The 18,073-nt window shown below is 61.0% G+C and carries 16 protein-coding genes; 6 read left to right on the forward strand and 10 right to left on the reverse strand.

Translation table 11 applies throughout. The features are described 5' to 3' along the window. The first annotated feature begins 2 nt into the window (after positions 1 to 2). Positions 3 to 1,316: a 30S ribosomal protein S12 methylthiotransferase RimO gene (gene rimO / locus NKI72_RS13390; protein WP_352834950.1), complete on the forward strand. Its 1,314-nt coding sequence runs from the start codon at positions 3 to 5 to the stop codon at positions 1,314 to 1,316. Positions 1,317 to 1,380: 64 nt separating this feature from the next. Here the strand turns inward: rimO and NKI72_RS13395 are convergent, their stop codons facing one another. From NKI72_RS13395 to NKI72_RS13430, 8 genes are all read right to left on the reverse strand, one after another. Then, positions 1,381 to 2,448 carry a BMP family ABC transporter substrate-binding protein gene (locus NKI72_RS13395; RefSeq protein ID WP_352502446.1) on the reverse strand — a complete coding sequence of 356 codons (1,068 nt, stop codon included), beginning with the start codon at positions 2,446 to 2,448 and terminating at the stop codon, positions 1,381 to 1,383. Between the two features lie 47 nt (positions 2,449 to 2,495). Beyond that, positions 2,496 to 3,470, reverse strand: a complete 975-nt coding sequence (locus NKI72_RS13400) for an ABC transporter permease (protein ID WP_352448916.1) — start codon at positions 3,468 to 3,470, stop codon at positions 2,496 to 2,498. After that, positions 3,470 to 4,582: an ABC transporter permease gene (locus tag NKI72_RS13405; protein ID WP_352636755.1), complete on the reverse strand. Its 1,113-nt coding sequence runs from the start codon at positions 4,580 to 4,582 to the stop codon at positions 3,470 to 3,472. Before NKI72_RS13405 ends, NKI72_RS13400 begins: the two co-directional genes overlap by 1 nt. Continuing rightward, a complete protein-coding gene (locus NKI72_RS13410; RefSeq protein ID WP_502898600.1) occupies positions 4,579 to 6,171 on the reverse strand; it encodes an ABC transporter ATP-binding protein in 1,593 nt (530 codons plus the stop codon). The genes NKI72_RS13405 and NKI72_RS13410 overlap by 4 nt, the downstream gene beginning before the upstream one ends. A gap of 152 nt (positions 6,172 to 6,323) precedes the next feature. Beyond that, positions 6,324 to 7,301: a quinone oxidoreductase family protein gene (locus NKI72_RS13415; protein ID WP_352502445.1), complete on the reverse strand. Its 978-nt coding sequence runs from the start codon at positions 7,299 to 7,301 to the stop codon at positions 6,324 to 6,326. A gap of 18 nt (positions 7,302 to 7,319) precedes the next feature. Continuing rightward, positions 7,320 to 8,096, reverse strand: a complete 777-nt coding sequence (gene pcsA, locus NKI72_RS13420; RefSeq protein WP_502893794.1) for a phosphatidylcholine synthase — start codon at positions 8,094 to 8,096, stop codon at positions 7,320 to 7,322. A gap of 35 nt (positions 8,097 to 8,131) precedes the next feature. After that, complete coding sequence (locus tag NKI72_RS13425) at positions 8,132 to 8,746, reverse strand: DUF1326 domain-containing protein (RefSeq protein ID WP_352502444.1); 615 nt, start codon at positions 8,744 to 8,746, stop codon at positions 8,132 to 8,134. A 14-nt stretch (positions 8,747 to 8,760) separates the two neighbouring features. Further along, entirely contained in the window at positions 8,761 to 9,657 is an 897-nt protein-coding gene (locus NKI72_RS13430; RefSeq protein WP_352834944.1) for a DUF2182 domain-containing protein, read from the reverse strand. Between the two features lie 103 nt (positions 9,658 to 9,760). Between NKI72_RS13430 and NKI72_RS13435 the strand changes: the two genes are divergently transcribed. Together NKI72_RS13435 and hspQ are read left to right on the forward strand one after the other, a co-directional pair. Next, positions 9,761 to 10,969, forward strand: coding sequence for a UbiH/UbiF family hydroxylase (locus NKI72_RS13435; protein WP_352834942.1), 1,209 nt, complete (start codon positions 9,761 to 9,763; stop codon positions 10,967 to 10,969). A 221-nt stretch (positions 10,970 to 11,190) separates the two neighbouring features. Further along, positions 11,191 to 11,514, forward strand: a complete 324-nt coding sequence (hspQ, locus tag NKI72_RS13440) for a heat shock protein HspQ (protein ID WP_023675043.1) — start codon at positions 11,191 to 11,193, stop codon at positions 11,512 to 11,514. Between the two features lie 124 nt (positions 11,515 to 11,638). Here the strand turns inward: hspQ and NKI72_RS13445 are convergent, their stop codons facing one another. Next, a complete protein-coding gene (locus NKI72_RS13445) occupies positions 11,639 to 12,268 on the reverse strand; it encodes an invasion associated locus B family protein (protein WP_352448908.1) in 630 nt (209 codons plus the stop codon). Positions 12,269 to 12,499: 231 nt separating this feature from the next. Here NKI72_RS13445 and NKI72_RS13450 point away from each other — a divergent pair, with 231 nt between their 5' ends. Then, positions 12,500 to 14,320 carry an extracellular solute-binding protein gene (locus tag NKI72_RS13450; protein WP_352850213.1) on the forward strand — a complete coding sequence of 607 codons (1,821 nt, stop codon included), beginning with the start codon at positions 12,500 to 12,502 and terminating at the stop codon, positions 14,318 to 14,320. Positions 14,321 to 14,343: 23 nt separating this feature from the next. Beyond that, positions 14,344 to 15,021 (forward strand): DsbA family oxidoreductase, encoded by a 678-nt coding sequence (locus NKI72_RS13455; RefSeq protein ID WP_352850214.1) that lies wholly within the window; start codon positions 14,344 to 14,346, stop codon positions 15,019 to 15,021. Positions 15,022 to 15,027: 6 nt separating this feature from the next. Here the strand turns inward: NKI72_RS13455 and NKI72_RS13460 are convergent, their stop codons facing one another. Continuing rightward, positions 15,028 to 15,462, reverse strand: a complete 435-nt coding sequence (locus NKI72_RS13460) for a hypothetical protein (RefSeq protein ID WP_352613631.1) — start codon at positions 15,460 to 15,462, stop codon at positions 15,028 to 15,030. A gap of 623 nt (positions 15,463 to 16,085) precedes the next feature. Here NKI72_RS13460 and NKI72_RS13465 point away from each other — a divergent pair. Further along, a complete protein-coding gene (locus tag NKI72_RS13465; RefSeq protein WP_352682747.1) occupies positions 16,086 to 17,975 on the forward strand; it encodes an ABC transporter ATP-binding protein/permease in 1,890 nt (629 codons plus the stop codon). The last annotated feature ends 98 nt before the right edge of the window (positions 17,976 to 18,073 follow it).

Here is an 18,073-nt window from a genome sequence, read left to right on the forward strand (position 1 = left end):
TGATGTCCGCCCCTCGCGTCAGTTTCGTCAGCCTTGGATGCCCGAAAGCCCTTGTGGATTCGGAGCGCATTATCACGCGCCTGCGCGCCGAGGGCTACGAGATCGCCCGCAAGCACGACGGCGCCGACCTGGTCGTCGTCAACACCTGTGGCTTCCTCGATTCGGCTCGCGATGAATCGCTCAACGCCATCGGCTCGGCACTTTCGGAGAATGGCAAAGTTATTGTCACCGGCTGCCTCGGCGCCGAGCCGGACATCATCCGTGAAAGACATCCCAACGTCCTCGCCATCACCGGACCACAAGCTTATGAAAGCGTGATGAGGGCGGTGCATGAGGCTGCCCCCCCGAGCCACGATCCCTACATCGACCTTTTGCCGCCGCAAGGGGTCAAGCTCACGCCGCGCCACTATGCGTATCTCAAGATCTCGGAAGGCTGCAACAACCGCTGCACCTTCTGCATCATCCCGGCGCTGCGTGGCGACCTGGTATCGCGGCCGGCCGCCGACGTGTTGCGCGAAGCCGAGAAGCTGGCCAAGGCCGGGGTCAAGGAGATCCTCGTCATCTCGCAGGATACCAGCGCCTACGGCATCGATATCAAATACCAGACCAGCATGTTCGGCGATCGCGAGGTGCGGGCGAAATTCTTGGATTTGTCGGAGGAACTCGGCAAGCTCGGCCTCTGGGTGCGCATGCACTATGTCTACCCCTACCCGCATGTCGCTGATGTCATCCCACTGATGGCCGAGGGCAAGATTCTTCCCTATCTCGATATCCCATTCCAGCACGCCTCGCCGCAGGTGCTGAAGAACATGCGCCGGCCCGCTCATGGCGAAAAGACGCTCGAGCGCATTCGCGGCTGGCGCGACGTCTGCCCGGACCTTGCCATCCGCTCCACCTTCATCGTCGGCTTCCCCGGCGAGACGGACGACGACTTCGAGATGCTGCTCGACTGGCTGGACGAGGCCAAGATCGACCGCGCCGGCTGTTTCAAATACGAGCCGGTCAGAGGCGCCCGCTCCAACGAGCTCGGCCTCGAGCAAGTGCCGCAGGAGATCAAGGAAGCCCGCTGGCACCGCTTCATGCAGCGCCAACAGAAGATTTCGGCAACGCAGCTAACCAAGAAAATTGGCAAGCGCCTGCCGGTCCTGATCGACGAGGCGCATGGCAATTCGGCCAAGGGCCGGACCAAATACGACGCGCCCGAAATCGACGGCTCGGTCCATATCCAGTCGCGGCGGCCACTGCGCGCCGGCGACATCGTCACGGTCAAGATCGAGCGCGCCGACGCTTACGACCTTTACGGCTCAGCAGTCTGATATTCCGTCCAAAATGAAAAAGGGCGCCACGTGGCGCCCTTTCGTTCGATATGTTTCCGACCACCTACTGCGGCAGCTTGTCGTCGACGCCCTTCACGTAGAAATTCATGCCGAGCAACGTGGCGTCGTCGGCGACCTCGCCCTCCTTCAGCCAAGGTGTGCCGTCCTGCTTGGCGACCGGCCCGGTGAAGGGGTTCCAGCCGTCGGCGATCTTCTTGGTGGTGGCTTCGGCCATCGCCTTGACGTCGTCGGGCATGTTGGTGAACGGCGCCAGCTTGACGGCGCCGTCCTTAATGCCGAGCCAGACATTATCGGGCTTCCAGGTGCCGTCGAGCGCCGCCTGGACGCGGCTGATGTAGTAGGGACCCCACTCGTCGGTCAGCGCGGTCAGCTGCGCGTGCGGCGCGAACTTGATCATGTCGGAGGACTGGCCGAAGCCGTGCAGCTTGCGCTCTTCCGCCACCTGCAAGGCAGCGGTCGAGTCGGTGTGCTGGACGATGATATCGGCGCCCTGGTCGAACAATGCCTTGGCAGCATCGGCCTCCTTGCCCGGATCGAACCAGGAGTTCACCCACACGATCTTCGCCTTGAAGTTCGGATTGATCGACTGTGCGCCGAGCATAAAGGAATTTATGCCCATCACCACTTCCGGGATCGGGAAGGAAACGATGTAGCCGGCGACGCCCGACTTCGATTGCTTGGCGGCGATCTGGCCAAGCACGTAACGGCCTTCGTAGAAACGCGCATTGTAGATGCCGAGATTTTCGGCGGTCTTGTAGCCGGTGGCGTGCTCGAACATCACCTTGGGGAATTTCTTCGCGATCTTCACTTCCGGGTCCATGAAGCCGAAGGACGTGCCGAAAATGATCTTGCATCCCTCGCGCGCCAGGCGCTCGAAGGCGCGGTCGGCATCGGGGCCTTCGGAGACGTTTTCGAGATAGGCGGTCTCGACCTTGTCGCCGAGTGCCTTTTCCACCTCGAGGCGGCCTTGGTCGTGCTGGTAGGAGTAGCCGAAATCGCCGATCGGGCCGGTGTAGACCCAGCACGCCTTCAGCTTGTCCGCCGCCTCGGCTGATGCCGCCAGCGACAATGCGGCCGTCGCCGCCATCAGGGCAATAAGCAGTTTTTTCATTGTGTTACCTCTCTGAGTTAAGCCTTGGAGCTTCCGTCTTTTTGTTGTCAACGATCCGGAACGAATGGCTGGCCCAAGGAGGCCGGCGTGTTCATCATCGTCAAACGCTTGTTGCGCGAGATTAGAACGAGAACCACGACGGTTGCCAGATAGGGCAGCGAAGAAAGCAGTTGCGAGGGAAACGATTTTAAGAACGCAATTAACTTGTAGAGCAACCAGGGCGCGTCGACGAAGTCCTGCAGATTTATGGCTTGGACGTGAAGCTGGCCAACCCAGATCGCGCCGAAAATATAGGCGCCGGCCAGCACCCGCCAGGGCCGCCAGGAGGCGAAGACGACCAGAGCCAGCGCGATCCAGCCGCGGCCGGCGGTCATGTTCTCCACCCATTGCGGTGTGTAGACCAGCGATAGGTGACCGCCGGCGAGGCCGGCACAAGCGCCGCCGAAAATCACTGAGAGATAGCGGTAGCGGATGACATGGATGCCAAGCGCATGGGCGGATGCATGGCTGTCGCCGATCGAGCGCAGCGTGAGCCCGGTGCGGGTCTTGAACAGGAACCACATGACGGCGGCGGTCAGCGCGATCGAGATGTAGAAGATTGGATCCTGGCCGAACAGCAGCCTGCCAACGACCGGGATTGCGGTCAGGCCGGGAATATCGAGGTTTGGCAGCCTTTCGCCGGGCTGGCCGACAAAATTCGTTCCCATCATGCCGGAAAGGCCGAGGCCGAGCAGTGTCAGCGATAGGCCGGTGGCCACCTGATTGGTGGCCAGCGACAGCGTCATGACGGCAAACAGCAGCGAGAACACTGCCCCCATGGTGATTGCCGCCAACAGCCCTATCCAAGGCGAGCCGGTGAGATAGCCGGCGCCGAAACCGCCGACGGCACCCATGATCATCATTCCTTCGACGCCGAGATTGAGCACACCCGAACGTTCGACCACCAGTTCGCCGATCGCCGCGATCAGCAGCGGCGTCGCCGCCGTCGCGATGGTCAAGAGGATGTTGACGGTGATGTCCATCAGCGGGCTTCCTCCAGCTTCGGCGCTGCCTCGAGCTTCGGCGCGGAAAAGCCGGTCAGGCGAATGCGGTAATGGATGAGCGTGTCACAGCCGAGCACGAAGAACAAAAGCATGCCCTGGAACACGCGCGCCACCTTGTCGGAGATGCCGAGCGCGCTTTGCACTGCCTCGCCGCCCAGATAGGTCAGCGCCAGCACAAGGCCTGCGGCGACGATGCCGAGCGGATTGAGCCGGCCGAGAAATGCCACGATGATAGCGGTAAATCCGTAGCCGGGCGAGATCACCGGCTGCAATTGTCCGATGGCTCCCGAGACCTCCGAAATCCCTGCAAGTCCGGCCAGTGCGCCCGACAGCAGGAAGGCAAAGAAGACCATGCGGTTAAGGCCAAACCCGGCGAAGCGCCCTGCCCTCGGGCTTGAGCCGAGCACGCGGACCTCGAAGCCTTTCAGCATACGGCTCATCAGGATCCAGATCAGTATCGCCGCGATCAGCGCGAAGACAAATCCCCAGTTTGCCCGGCCGGATTCCGGGAGGAGTTCCGGCAGTATGGCCGAGTCGTTGAACTGGATGGTCTGCGGGAAACCGTGGCCCTGCGGATCGCGCCACGGCCCGCGTACGAGCCAATCGAGGAAGAGCTGGGCGACATAGACCAGCATCAGGCTGGTCAGGATCTCGTTGGTGTTGAAGCGCGTCTTCAGCAGTGCCGGGATTGCAGCATAGGCGGCCCCACCGACCATGCCGAGCAGAAGCATCAGCGGCAGCACCAATGGGCCTTCGAACTGCGGAAACAGCACGGGGATGATCGAGCCGACAATGCCGCCCAGGATGAACTGGCCTTCGGCGCCGATGTTCCAGATGTTGGCCTTGTAGCAGACCGACAGTCCGACTGCGATCAGGATCAGGGGGGCGGCCTTGATCGCCAGCTCATGCAATTGCCAGACCTGGCTGATCGGTTCGATGAAGTAGATGCGGAACGCGGTCAACGGGTTGACGCCGAGCAGCGCGAACATGATGGCACCGGCAATGATCGTCAAAACGAAAGCGATGAAAGGCGAGAGTGCCGAAAACAGCATCGAGCGCTGCGGGCGTTTTACAAGTTCGAGGCGCATCAGGCTGTCTCCAGCTTATGTTCGGCATGACCGGGTTCGGCGCCGCCCATCAGCAGCCCGATTTTCTCGAATGTCGCTTCAGCTATCGGCAGCGGCTTCGACAATTCGCCATTGTGCATGACCGTGATCGCATCGGAAATCTCGAACAGCTCGTCGAGGTCCTGGCTGATCACCAGCACCGCCGAGCCGCTGCGCGCCAGTTCGATCAGCGCTTGGCGGATGTGGGCCGCCGCACCCGCGTCGACCCCCCAGGTCGGCTGATTGACCACCAAGACGCTCGGCCGGCGGTCGAGTTCGCGGCCAACGATGAATTTCTGCAGATTGCCGCCCGAAAGAGCCGCAGCCTCCGGATCCGGCGCGCTCTTGCGCACGTCCATTGCCTTTATGATGCGCTGGGCAGCGGTATGGATCGCATCGCCCTTGACCATTCCACCGGCGCCGACAAACATCTTGCCATCGGTGGCGTGGCGCGACAGAAGCAGGTTCTCCGAAAGCTTCATGCGCGGTGCTGCGCCATGGCCGAGCCGCTCTTCCGGGACGAAGGCAGCGCCCATCAGACGCCTGCCGGTGATGGTGAGACCGCCGGCATCCTTGCCGCGGATGCGGACCGAGCCGGCATCCGGCTGCAGCACCTCGCCGGAAACGGATTCGAAGAATTCGCCCTGGCCGTTGCCGGCGACACCGGCAATGCCGATCACCTCGCCGGCGCGGACTTCAAGATTGATGTTCCTGAGCGGGATCGAGAACGGGGTCGCCGGCTTGCGGGTGAGTTCGCGGATTTGAAGCAGCACCGGCGCGGTCTCGATACCCTCGGCCGGCGCCCGCACCACGGCCAGCACCTCGTTGCCGACCATCATCCGCGCCAACGAAGACGCGGTTTCCTGGCGCGGATTGCAATGGCCGACCACCTTGCCGTGACGCAGCACCGTGGCGCGGTCGCAGATCCGTTTGACCTCTTCCAGCCGGTGCGAAATGTAGAGGATGGACTTTCCTTCCGAACGCAGCCGTTCGAGCGTCTCGAACAACTTATCGGCCTCCTGCGGCGTCAGCACCGAAGTTGGTTCGTCGAGGATGATAAGTTGCGGCGTCTGCAGCAGGCAGCGGATGATTTCGATGCGCTGACGCTCGCCGACCGACAGATCACCGACCAGCGATAGCGGATCGAGAGGCAGGCCGTAACTGTAGGAGAGCGCCCTCGCCTTGGCCGCGATCGTACTGATCGGCGAGCCGTCATCCAGCGACAGCGCGATGTTCTCCGCCGCCGTCAGCGCTTCGAACAGGGAAAAATGCTGGAAAACCATGCCGATGCCGAGCTTTTTTGCGGTGCCGGGGCTGGTGATCCTGACCGCTTGGCCATTCCAGAAAATCTCGCCGGAATTCGGTTCCAGCGATCCAAACAGCATTTTCACCAGGGTCGACTTGCCGGCGCCGTTCTCGCCAAGCAACGCATGGATCTCGCCCTTGGCGATGTTGAGATCGACATGGTCGCACGCCGTCAACGTGCCGAATATCTTTGTGAGGCCGCGAACCTCAAGCAGGTTTGCGCCGTCCTGATCTGCACTCACGGTGCCTCCATCTGGTTTGCCAGACATGTTCTGTGTTCCCGCAACCATCGTATGCGCGGGCTGCTCTCTACGGTAAGCGCCTCACGACTTGAAAGAGCTTCAAGAATTTCAGCGGAAACTCAAGCGGTAAAGAGCAGTTCGCAAGAACGGCGGCGTCGGCGGCCCGAAACTGCGGGCGCCTAAGGGATAAGTATTGTTGTCCCGGTGGTCCGGCGCCCTTCGAGATCGGAATGCGCTTTGCCGGCCTCGCTGAGCGCGTAACGCTGGTTTATCTTGATCTTGACGGCGCCGCTGAGCACCACGTCGAACAAGGCAGCGGCGGAAACCTCGAGGTCTTCGCGCCTGGCATTATAGACGAACAGCGTCGGCCGCGTTGCGAACAGCGAGCCCTTCTGCGCCAGCAACGAGATGCTGAAGGGCGGGATCGGCCCAGACGATTGACCGAAGCTGACGAAAGTGCCGAGCGGCCGCAGGCAATCGAGCGAGGCTGGAAATGTGTCGTTGCCGACTGAATCGTAGACAACGTCGCATTTCTTGCCACCGGTGATAGCGGCAACGCCGGCCACGAAATCCTGTTCGCGATAGTTGATCACGTGGTCGAAGCCATGCGCCTTGGCGAGCTCGATCTTGTCGGTGGAACTCGCCGTGCCGATCACTGTCGCGCCGAGATGCTGGGCCCATTGGCCGAGGATCAGCCCGACACCGCCCGCCGCCGCATGAAACAGGATCGTGTCGCCGGCTTTCACCTTGAATGTACGGCGCAACAGATATTCGGCGGTCATGCCCTTTAGCATCATGGCTGCGGCCTGTTCGTCGCTGATGCCGTCCGGCACCTTCACCACGCGGTCGGCGGCGATCACGCGCTGCCCGGCATAGGCGCCGGTCGTCACGGCGTAGGCGATGCGATCGCCGGGTTTGAGCCAGTCGACATCCGAGCCGACATCCAAGACCACGCCGGCCGCCTCGCCGCCAGGGATCAGCGGAAATCCGCCCTGCGGCGGATAAAGGCCAGAGCGATAATAGACGTCGATGAAATTGAGACCGATCGCGGTATGCTTGACCAGGATCTGTCCCGAGCCCGGCTGCCCGGGATCGGCATCCTCATAGGTCAGGACCTCCGGGCCGCCATGGGCATGGATGCGGATCGCTTTGGACATTTTCTGGCTCTCTTGGGATCAGGCTTTCTTATCCGGCTTGGCGCCGAGATTTGGGAAGAACTGCATGATAGCGCCGATGCAAGCGAGGTAAAGCCCGGTGACCGTAATCCCGATCTTGATGAAATCGCTGACCTGCTCGCCCAGCACGCCGATCTGGTCGTAGAAGGAGGCAAGTGCGGCCTGCGCCAGCGCCAGCGCGCCGAAAGCGCACCAAAGCAGCGTCATACCGAGATTGATTGGCCGCAGCCGCTTCACCCGCACCGGATGGATGAAATTGATCGGCACGAAGGTGAGAATGCCGGCCACCACGACCACGGCGAAAGAAACCCATTGTCCGGGCTCGATGACGAACAGCGTGAACACCACCATGTTCCAGACGACCGGAAAGCCCTTGAAGAAATTCTCCTTCGTCTTCATGCCGGTATCGGCATAGTAGATTGCGCTCGACACCACGATGATCGCCGCCGACAGGAACGACAGGCGCTCGCCCATGAAGCCGCGCTGATAGAGCGCGAAGGCCGGAATCAACACGTAGGTCACGTAGTCGATGATGTTGTCGAGCAGTTCGCCCGACCAAGTCGGCAGGATTTCCTTGACATCGAGCTTCCTGGCGATCGGCCCGTCGATGCCGTCGACGAAAAGCGCCAGCCCCAGCCACCAGAACATCGCCGTCCAGCGCTGCTCGCTTGCTGCCACCAGCGACAGAAACGCCAGGAATGAGCCCGACGCGGTCAAGAGATGGACCGAGAACGCCCGCGCCTGAGGCCATGTGACTTTCTTCTTCGGCCGCGGAATCCGGTCGGCGATTTTCCTGGCCGTCGTCTTCTTGCTCACGGGCCCCGCCAGTCCAGCTTGCAGATTTCGGCCGAACGGCCAGCAAAGTTCCAGTTGCGGCCAAAGGCCCGCATTTTGCTCTTGTCGGATTTGGCGACGATGATTTCCGGCGCAATCCAGTATTCCGAATTGCTGATGACCGTATCCTTGTCGCGATCCTTGCCGGTGATTGGCGTCACCGCACCATCGATGATCTTCGGTATCTGAAAGATGCGTGTTTTCTCACGCGTCTCGTAGGTGATCGGCACCTGCTCGGCACCGAGGAACTGTCCGACCAGGATGGAGAGCAGCGATGTGGTTCCACCGGCCTTGCCGGTGAATATCTTCGTCAGTCCCTTCATAGCGTAAACCGAGGCGCGCTTGTCGATGAACAGGCCCGCCGTCCAGTTGCCGCGGCTCATATAACCGGGGATTTCCATGACCAGCCCAAGATTGAGGCCGGACAGGTCGACCTCGCCGAAATGGCCGGCATCGATCCGGAACCCCGCCCAGGTTTGGCAATAGCCTTCCGTGGGCGGATGATTGCCGAGCGACAGAACGCAAGGGCAAAAAACCGTGCAATTGCAGGAAAGGATGAGCTCTCCCTTCATTGCCCAGTTTTGATCTGTCATCGAATTCTCCCCCCTCATGCCGAGACTACTAGTAGCGCGGCTGCCCAGACAAGCAGTATCGCACCGCCCAACCGCGTCGGCAGATTGCCTGCCGTCTGTTTTTCGACCAGGCTGAACAAGCCGACCAGCGCCATCCAGAACACGTTCATCACACCGACGGCAAACATTACCAGCATCAGCGCCCAGCAGCATCCAAGGCACCACAGGCCCTGCTCTATACCGAGCCGGAAAATGCGAATGGGCCTGGCGCTCCAGTTGGCGAACAGGACCGAGAACGGATTTCTGCACTTCTCCAGACAGGCTTCCTTCAGCCAGCTGAACTGATAGAGACCAGCGATCGACAGCGCGGCTGCTCCGGCAATTCCAAGCAGCGGATCGAGCATCTGCCCGGATGACACGAATGCATGGACTGCGAGCGTCAGGGCAGCGAATATTGCCGAGGCGGCAAGCCAGACGCTCAAATATCCAGCGACAAGGATCAGCGGATGGGCAACGGGTTCCCCCTTGATCCGGGCGGTATCTGCGATCTCGCAATAAGTGCGGATCATCGGCGCCGCGGAGGGCAGCATGGTCGCGATGGCCATCAACAGCCACATCGCGGTGAGTGCCCCGCCTTGCGCGCCTACGCTTGCGCGAAGCGGCGCCGGCGCCAGGCAAAGGGCGAAGAAACGCGCAAGGAAATCCGGCAGCGGCAGTTGCGGCAGGTATTCCAGCGCGGCGTCGCCGGGTACATCGGCGCCCGGGAGCCGGCTCACCGCCCCCCGAACTGCCATTGCGCCGAGAAGGAGCCAGGCAACGGCGATGCCCATGCCGGCAATGACGCCCACCGTCAGTCGAGGGCTGCATGCAACGCTCGCCATCGCGCGGCCGGTGCCGTCGAGGTGGCTGAAATCGTCTTGTTGGCCGGTCATGGCAACCGAATGGGCCGAATCGCCGCGTTGATCAAGCCGCATCACCTGACCTATATGGACCAGCAGGTCGGACGGGCCTCACCTCGCAATCCGGAAGCCGAATTTGAACCATCGGGAAACAGCACGGATACTGGTCGCCGGCAGCGGCCCTGCGGGGCTGATCGCGGCGCTTGGCTTTGCCGAGGCGGGTTTTCCCGTGACGCTCGTCGGACCCGATGCAGCCGGCCCCGACGGCCGGACGACAGCCTTGATGAACCCTGCCCTGAAGATGTTCGAACGGCTAGGGATCTTCGACGGAATCAGGCCGCACGCAGCGCCGCTCAAGGTGATGCGTATCGTTGACGCAACCAACCGGCTGATCCGCAGCCCGACAGTGACCTTTCGCGCCAGCGAGATCAACGAAGAGCAATTCGGGCTGAACTTGCCCAACAGCGTTCTCAACCGCATGCTAGCCGAGGCTGTCGCGCATTCGGGCATCGAATGGCGAAAGTCGATGGTGGAGGCATGGCGCCTCGATGCCAACCATGCCCATGCCGTTCTCGCCGACGGCAGCGAGGTTGAGGCATCGTTGGCAGTTGCCGCCGATGGCCGTCAGTCGCCGGCCCGCGAGGCAGCCGGCATCCGCACCTCGATCCGATCCTATCCGCAGGCGGCGTTGGTGCTCAATTTCGGTCACCGCAGCGACCATGCCTTCACCTCGACCGAATTCCACACCGAGACCGGTCCGTTCACACAGGTTCCCCTGCCCGGCAACCGGTCCAGCCTTGTCTGGGTGCTCGAACCCGATATCGCCAAGGACCTTGCAGCACTCGACGACGCCGAGCTTTCGACGCGGGTCGAACAGCGAATGCAATCGATGTTGGGCCGCGTGTCGGTTGAGCCCGGCCGGCAGGTCTACCCACTTTCAGCGGTGAGCCCGTGGCGGTTTGCGCAGCGCCGCGTGGCACTTGTCGGTGAAGCCGCCCACGTGTTTCCCCCAATTGGCGCGCAAGGCCTCAATCTCGGCATCCGGGACATCGACGACCTGATTGGTGCCGCAAGCAGAAACCGCTCGGACCCGGGCGCCGCCAAGGCGCTTGCAGCCTATGATTTCAAGCGGCGGCCGGACATTCTGGCGCGCAGCAGCGCGGTCAACCTGCTCAACATGTCGCTGCTTTCCGACATGCTGCCGGCCCAGCTGGTGCGCAGCGCTGGCCTGGGCGCGCTTGAGGGGTTTGCGCCGTTACGGGCGTTTTTCATGCGCGAGGGTCTTCGACCCGGCAGCGGTTTTGCGGCGTTTTTTGGCGGATTGCGAAAACCGGCTGAGCGATAGCGATCTTGGCCACCGCCCTTGATCCGCATCTCGCGATGCTCAACCCGGCATCAAGGGGATCGGGATTGAATTGACGCCGCGTCTGCGCCAAATAATGACGATGTCGACCTTAAGGTCTGGGCCAATCTTTGCCGGACCGGTGCGTAAGAATCTAAAGTCTTGGAGCGTTCCTTGCGTGTTCCGAGATGCGTGGCGTTCAAGAAGTTCAAGTGGTGAGTGCGATGAAGACAGCCAAATTCTCGATCGGACAGGTGGTTCGGCACCGGCTGTTTCCGTTCCGCGGCGTCATTTTCGACGTCGATCCGCAATTCGCCAATACTGACGAATGGTACGAGGCGATCCCCGCTGACGTGCGGCCGCGCAAGGACCAGCCTTTCTATCATCTGCTCGCCGAGAATTCCGAAACGGAATACATCGCCTATGTGTCCGAGCAGAATTTACTCGAGGACCGGTCGGGCGAACCGGTCCGGCATCCGCAGATTGGTGAAATGTTCGACAAGAAGCCGGACGGGCGCTACGAGCCGAAGCACCAATTGAGACATTGACTTAGCCGGGATCTGGCTGGGCTGGGACTGGCTTGAGACTTGGCTGGACGCGACAAATGGCGGGTCCAAACGAAAAAAGCGGGGTATGAGCCCCCGCTTTTTTGTTGGTTCGAAAACCCGTCGATCAGTTGGCGGCCTTCGCCTTTTCCTGCTCTTCCTTGAGCTTCTTGGCAAAGTCCTGATTGTTCTTGGCGACGAACTCCTGGAGCTTCTTCTGCCGGTCCTCGATATCCGACTGCTGCAGCGGCGGGCCGTCGAAGGCGCCGCTGAAGCCGGTCAGCGCAATCTTGATCGGGTTCGGCTGGTTCTGGAAATTGACCGAGGTGAGCGTCAGCGCCGATCCCTTCTTGAAGGATGCGACAAGCTGATCGCTCAGCGGCACTTCCGCCACGCAGCGATCCGGAAAACAGATCACATAGTCGAGCTTCTGCGCCTTGCCGCCGTCGATCTGGAGGCCGATGCCGGGAGGAACGAGACGGCCGGTCGGAACCGTCACCTGGAACACCTTGCGGTTCACCTTGCCCTTCAATTCGATCAGGCTGACGCCGGTGATGAGCTGGCCGTTGCCGGCGGTGGTGATGTTCTGGACATTGCAGATGTCGACGTCTTCCTGTTTGGTGCAGGCCTTGAACCAGCCTTGCGGAATCTGCTGTTGCTGCTGCGCGGAAGCAGCGGGAATCCCGGCGCCCAGAATGCCGACCACGCCAGCGGCCATGACCGACAGGCGGTACGCGTTGCTGTTCAGGCTCGTCATGTCGTGCATTCCTCTCAAATGATCCCGGAACCGGCTTTTTTCATGCCGTGTGGTCCAGCTACCTGTTGCCGAAATGAGGCAACAGAATGACTTCGGACGGCGTGTTACACTGCAAGCGGTGCCGAATCCAGCCCGGGCCTCGCGAATCTTGGCCAAGGGATAGGCTCAAGGGGTTGGCCGGTGCACGACCGGCTCATGTATGCTGCGCATCGAATCGGGAAGGAGACGGTCATGGGCCGCGTTGTCGTTTGGCTGATCGCCGCAATCTTGTTTGTCGGCTTTTCCCTGCAGCCGGCCCTGTCGGAACCGGTGCACGCGCTTGCCATGCAGGGCGAGCCGGCGCTGCCGCCCGACTATGATCATTTCAACTACGTCAATCCCGACGCGCCGAAAGGCGGCAGCATTACCTATTGCGGCGTCGGCAGCTTCGACAATCTCAATCCGTTCATCCTGAGAAGCCTGCGCACCACCGCGCGCGGCATGATGGATCAAGCCTTTGGCAATCTTGTCTTCGAGCCGTTGATGCAGCGCAACTACGACGAGGCCTTCAGTCTCTACGGCCTGCTCGCCGATACCGCCGACATGGATCCCGAGCGCAAGAGCATCGAATTCCACCTCGATCCCAACGCCAAATGGTCGGACGGCGAGCCGGTGACGCCGGAAGACGTGTTGTTTACCTATGACGTCTTCACCGAGAAGGGCCGCCCACCTTACAGCCAGCGAATGAAAGCGATTGCCAAGCTCGAAAAGACCGGCGAGCGCAGTGTGCGCTTCACCTTCAACGAAAAGGCGGACCGCGAATTTCCCCTGATCACTGCGCTGACGCCGATCATCCCGAAACACGCCTTCAACAAGGACACCTTCGACAGGACGACGCTGAAGCCGGTGATCGGCAGCGGGCCTTATACCGTGGCGCAAGTCGTGCCCGGTCAGCGCATCGTGTTCAAGCGCAATCCGGACTATTGGGGCAAGGACGTGCCGTCCAAGCGCGGCTTCGACAATTACGACCAGATCACCATCGAATATTTCCTCAACGCCAACGCCAAGCAGGAAGCGTTCAAGAAAGGCATCTGCGCCATCGACGACGACAGCGACCCGGTCAAGCGCGAGCGCGATCTCGATTTTCCGGCCTTCCACAGGGGCGAGGTCATCGCCGAAAATTTCGATACCGGCATTCCGCCGGTGGTCAACGGGTTCCTGTTCAACACGCGGCTGCCGAAATTTTCCAATCCGGTCGTGCGGCGCGCGCTCGGCATGCTCTACGATTTCGAATGGGCCAACAAGAACCTGTTCGGCGGCAAATATACGCGCACGATGAGCTTTTGGCAGAATTCCGAACTGTCCGCGCTGGGCCACCCGGCCAGCGAAAAGGAAAAGGCCCTGCTGGCCCCCTACCCCGGCCGCGTGCCCGCAGATGTCATGGACGGCACCTACAGGCCGCCCGTTACCGACGGCTCCGGCCAGGATCGCAAGGTGCTGAAGGCGGCATTCGAGCTGCTGAAGAGCGCGGGCTATACGGTGCAGGACGGCGCAATGCTCGATCCCGAGGGAAAGCCGTTCGGTTTCGAGATCCTGACCGCCTCGCAGGACGAAGAGCGACTTGCCGCTATCTATCAGCGCACCCTTGAGAAGCTCGGCATCGATGTCGGCATCCGCAGCCTCGACGGTGATCAGATCCAGTCGCGCAAGCAGCGTTTCGATTTCGAGGTGCTGGTCGGCTCGACCGGTTTCAACAACTCGCTGTCGCCCGGTATCGAGCAAACCGGGCGCTGGGGATCCGCTGCCGCCAAGGCCGAAGGCTCGTTCAACCTGGCGGGTGTCGCCGACCCCGCAGTGGATGCGGCGATCGAGGCGATGCTGAGAGCTCGTTCGAAGGAGGACTATGTAGCGGCCGTCCGCGTTCTCGACCGGCTGCTGATCTCCGGCAATTACATGGTGCCGACGCAGCACAACAACCAGCAATGGCTCGCTTATTGGAACTATCTGGAACATCCGCAAAAGACGCCCATATACGGTTATCAGTTGCCGACCTGGTGGCGCAAACCGAAGTGACCTCTTCACAACAGGAGATCAAGGTGAACGACGAGAGCTCGATTACCGTCGATGTGGTCTCCGACGTCGTGTGTCCCTGGTGCTTTATCGGCCAGAAACGGCTCGACAAGGCGATTGCCGCCGTCGATATCGACGTTCACATACGCTGGCGGCCCTTCCAACTCGACCCAACAATCCCGCCCGAAGGCAAGAACCGCCGCGACTATATGGTGGCGAAATTCGGCAGCGAGCAACGCATCCGCGAAATCCATGCCCGGATCGAACCGCTGGGCGAGGCTGAAGGCATCTCCTTCGCATTCGACGCCATCAAGGTCGCGCCCAATACGCTGGATGCGCACCGTCTCATTCGCTGGGCCGGCACGGCCGGCGAGGCCATTCAGAACCGGCTGGTGCGCCGGCTGTTCCAGCTGAATTTCGAGGAAGGCGCCAATCTCGGCGATCATGCCGTGCTGATCGAAGCCGCCCGCGAGGCCGGCATGGATGCGTCCGTGGTCGAAACGCTTCTGCCGACCGACGCCGATGTAGAGGCCGTGCGCACCGAAATCGCCACCGCTTCGCGCATGGGCATATCGGGTGTGCCGTGCTTTCTGCTTGAAGGCAAATATGCGGTGATGGGTGCCCAGGACGCCGATACGCTCGCCGATGCACTCCGCCAGGTCGCCGCGGCCCACGCCCGCGGCGATCTGGTAACAGCGAACTGAGTCGGACTATTTCACGGTCACCTTGGCCTTGCTGACGAAAAAGCCATGGCCATGCTTGCCGGTGCAGGTCAATCCCTTGGTGGATGACTGGCAGGAAAATGGCCCCTTGCTCCAGCTGTTGCCGTAGGCCAGCCTGGTGACGCCGCCGCAGCAGCCTTGCTCGCCCGGATTCTTGATCAGCGTCGCCGGGCCTTTCGGGCCGAGGATGATCGTGACGTAGCTGGGCTCGACGCGCGAACAACTCAGTTCCGGTCCGCCATCCTGTGGCTCGTAGGTGCTGGTGCCGCCGTTCGGCGTGTAGATGCAGCCGATATTGCCGGACGGCGTGTTGAACTCGATCTGTCCCTCGGCATTTGCGGGAACGGTCTGGCTGCCGGCATATGTTTGCGGCAGCCAGAAAAATGTTGCGAGCGTCGCGACAAAAAATGTCCGTGCAAGCATGGCGAACTTCCCCCCGGTTCAAACCTGGATGCGTCCGGCAGGTTCAATCCGAAGCGCGTGTTTGTCAAACGCGGTTTGTGCGCGCTCTTAAAAAGGCACGGGCCAATTGATAGATCTTCATCCCGGACTGTGTCGGCAAAGTCATTGCTTGGCCGACTACGGGTCCTGACAAGGCGGCTTCAACCACGAATCATACGTCACGTTCTGGCCGCCGACGAGGCCGGACTGGCCGTGAAGGCGGTTCAGGCTGTGAAGATCGGCCGCTGGAAGGCGCTTCTATGTTCACAAAGCTGTGTGAAGACCTTCCCTTGGGGAAGATCTCTACTTGCTCGGGCGCAGGCAAGTAACTATTTGAAATTGCGTTGGTATTCCCCCCTCGAAACGTGACGGCACAGCGCCGTGATCATTCATTCTGTTGCTCCACTGCAACGGCCGGCAAGCTAAGCCACCTGCGACTGGTGAAAAGCTAATGGAAAATGATCAATTGGTGTTACTGTCCGTAACAAAAGAAAAATCGTTTGGGCGGGATAGTGATTCGGGTCGATAGACCAACGCGACATTCAATATCGGAAAAATGGCTCCGCGGTGCCGCAAGGCAGTCGCCCCTGACGCCCGTATCGTCGATGCGCAGCTTCTGGGGGCTGATGCGGGTCTACTGGTTCTCGGACCGCTGGAGGGAAGCCTGGACGCTGACGCTGGTGATCGCGCTGATCATCGCGCTGTCCAGCAAAGCCGACGTCTGGTTTACGGTAGCTGGGGCTGAGCTGGCGACTTCGATCGCTTTTTTCCACGATGCCGCGAACACGACGCCACTCAAGACAATACTGACCAACGCCGGTTGGCTGGTGCTGCTGGTCCTGCTCAAGGACTTGGTTATTGCCGGCATTCACAACCTGGTTTCCAAGACATTGCATCGCAAATGGCGTGGCTGGCTGGACAGCCGATTCAACGAGGCCCTGCTCGACTCTAACCATACGCATTTCCATGCCCAGCATGGCTCTTCCGGGAATGCAGCTCCCGACAATATCGACCAGCGCGTGCAGGAATCCATCAAGGCCATGACTGGCGGAGCCATCGGGCTTGCTTCGGGTGTGCTAAGCGTCTTCGCTTCGTTCTACTTTCTCGGTGGCGAATTGCTGAAAAACTCTGTCGAGGTGAAGGGCCTGGAGTTTCTCGGCAGCTACGGCAGCGCCGTCCTTGCTCTCCTGGCAATCGCTGTGTATGTGCCGTTCAACACCTGGATCGCATTGAAACTCGGCCGAATGCTGGAGTGGCTAAACGTCAGAATGCAGCAGGCCGAAGGCAGTTACCGCAGCGAGTTGATCACATTCCTGCGCCGCAGTTTTCATGTCGCCGCATCGCAGGGCGAGAATGTGCAGAAGACTGTAAACAGCCAGCGTTATGCCGACATTGACCGTACCTGGGCCAGACTGAACATCGTCAATACTGGCTACGCCTCGTTCGAGCTGATCTATAATTTCATCGGTGCCAAGATTGTCGCTTTCGGGCCAGGGCTCGTGCCCTTCATCCACAACGGCCTCGACCTCAAGGGTTATCTGACAGCTTCCGGCCAGGTCGATAAGCTGATCAGCAACTGTTCGTGGTTCATCCATGTGATGCCGGACATCGCCACCTTGCGCGCCAACAGCCAGCGCGTCATCGAATTGGCGCAGGCAATCGAGAACGTGCAGCAGCCACAGGAATTCTATCAGCAGACCGGCCGGTCCGACTTCCGCTACGACCACCAGAACCCGGTTTTCGGACTGACCATCCAGAAGCTCGAACTGGCGCATCAGGGCGAGGACGCAACGCCCTTCCTGAGTGCCGCGAACTTGCGCTTCCGGCGTGGCGAGTGGACTTTCCTCAAGGGCGAATCCGGTTGCGGCAAGACCTCGCTCGTCAAGGCGATCAACGGCCTGTGGCCTTATGGCCGCGGCACCATCGTCTTCCCGGAAGGGGTCAGGAGTTTCTACGCCGCCCAGGAGGTGAAGCTGCAGCAGGTTTCGTTGAAGCAACTGGTCTGCCTGCCTGGTTCCGAGCATGATTACGCCGACATGCAGGTCGCATCCGCCCTGCACAAGGCCGGCCTCGGCGATTTCATCGAGCATTTGGCCGATGAGAGCCGTGAAGGAAAGATCTGGGATCAGGTTCTCTCGGGTGGGCAGAAACAGAAGCTGGTTGTCGCCCGCATCGTGCTGCAGCAGCCGGGATTGCTGTTCCTCGATGAAGCCACCGGCGCGCTCGACCCCGATGGACGGATCGCCTTCCACCAGGCGATCAAGGACAATTGCCCTGATGCAACCGTGATCTCGATCATGCATGAGGCGACGCCGCCGAGATCGCTCGCGGGCACCGAATTCTACCACAGCGTGGTTGCGATCGCCGACGGCGTCGCTACCAAGAAGCCGCTGGTTCCGAGCTTGCCGGTAGAGCTCACCACCATCCTCACGCAGCCGACACGGCCGGCCGAGGACAAGTGGCTGCGCTTTCCCCGCCGGCTGAAGCAGAGATAGCCGCGGCACCACTGCCGGCATCCAGCCACTGCCACGTAGCCCGATCACAGTCTCGCGATCCGCCGGTTTGCCGCCGTTTTAACCCGCTCTCGCGATTG

The sequence above is a fragment of the Mesorhizobium sp. M0437 genome (assembly GCF_040321335.1).
Classification (GTDB): Bacteria; Pseudomonadota; Alphaproteobacteria; order Rhizobiales; family Rhizobiaceae; genus Mesorhizobium.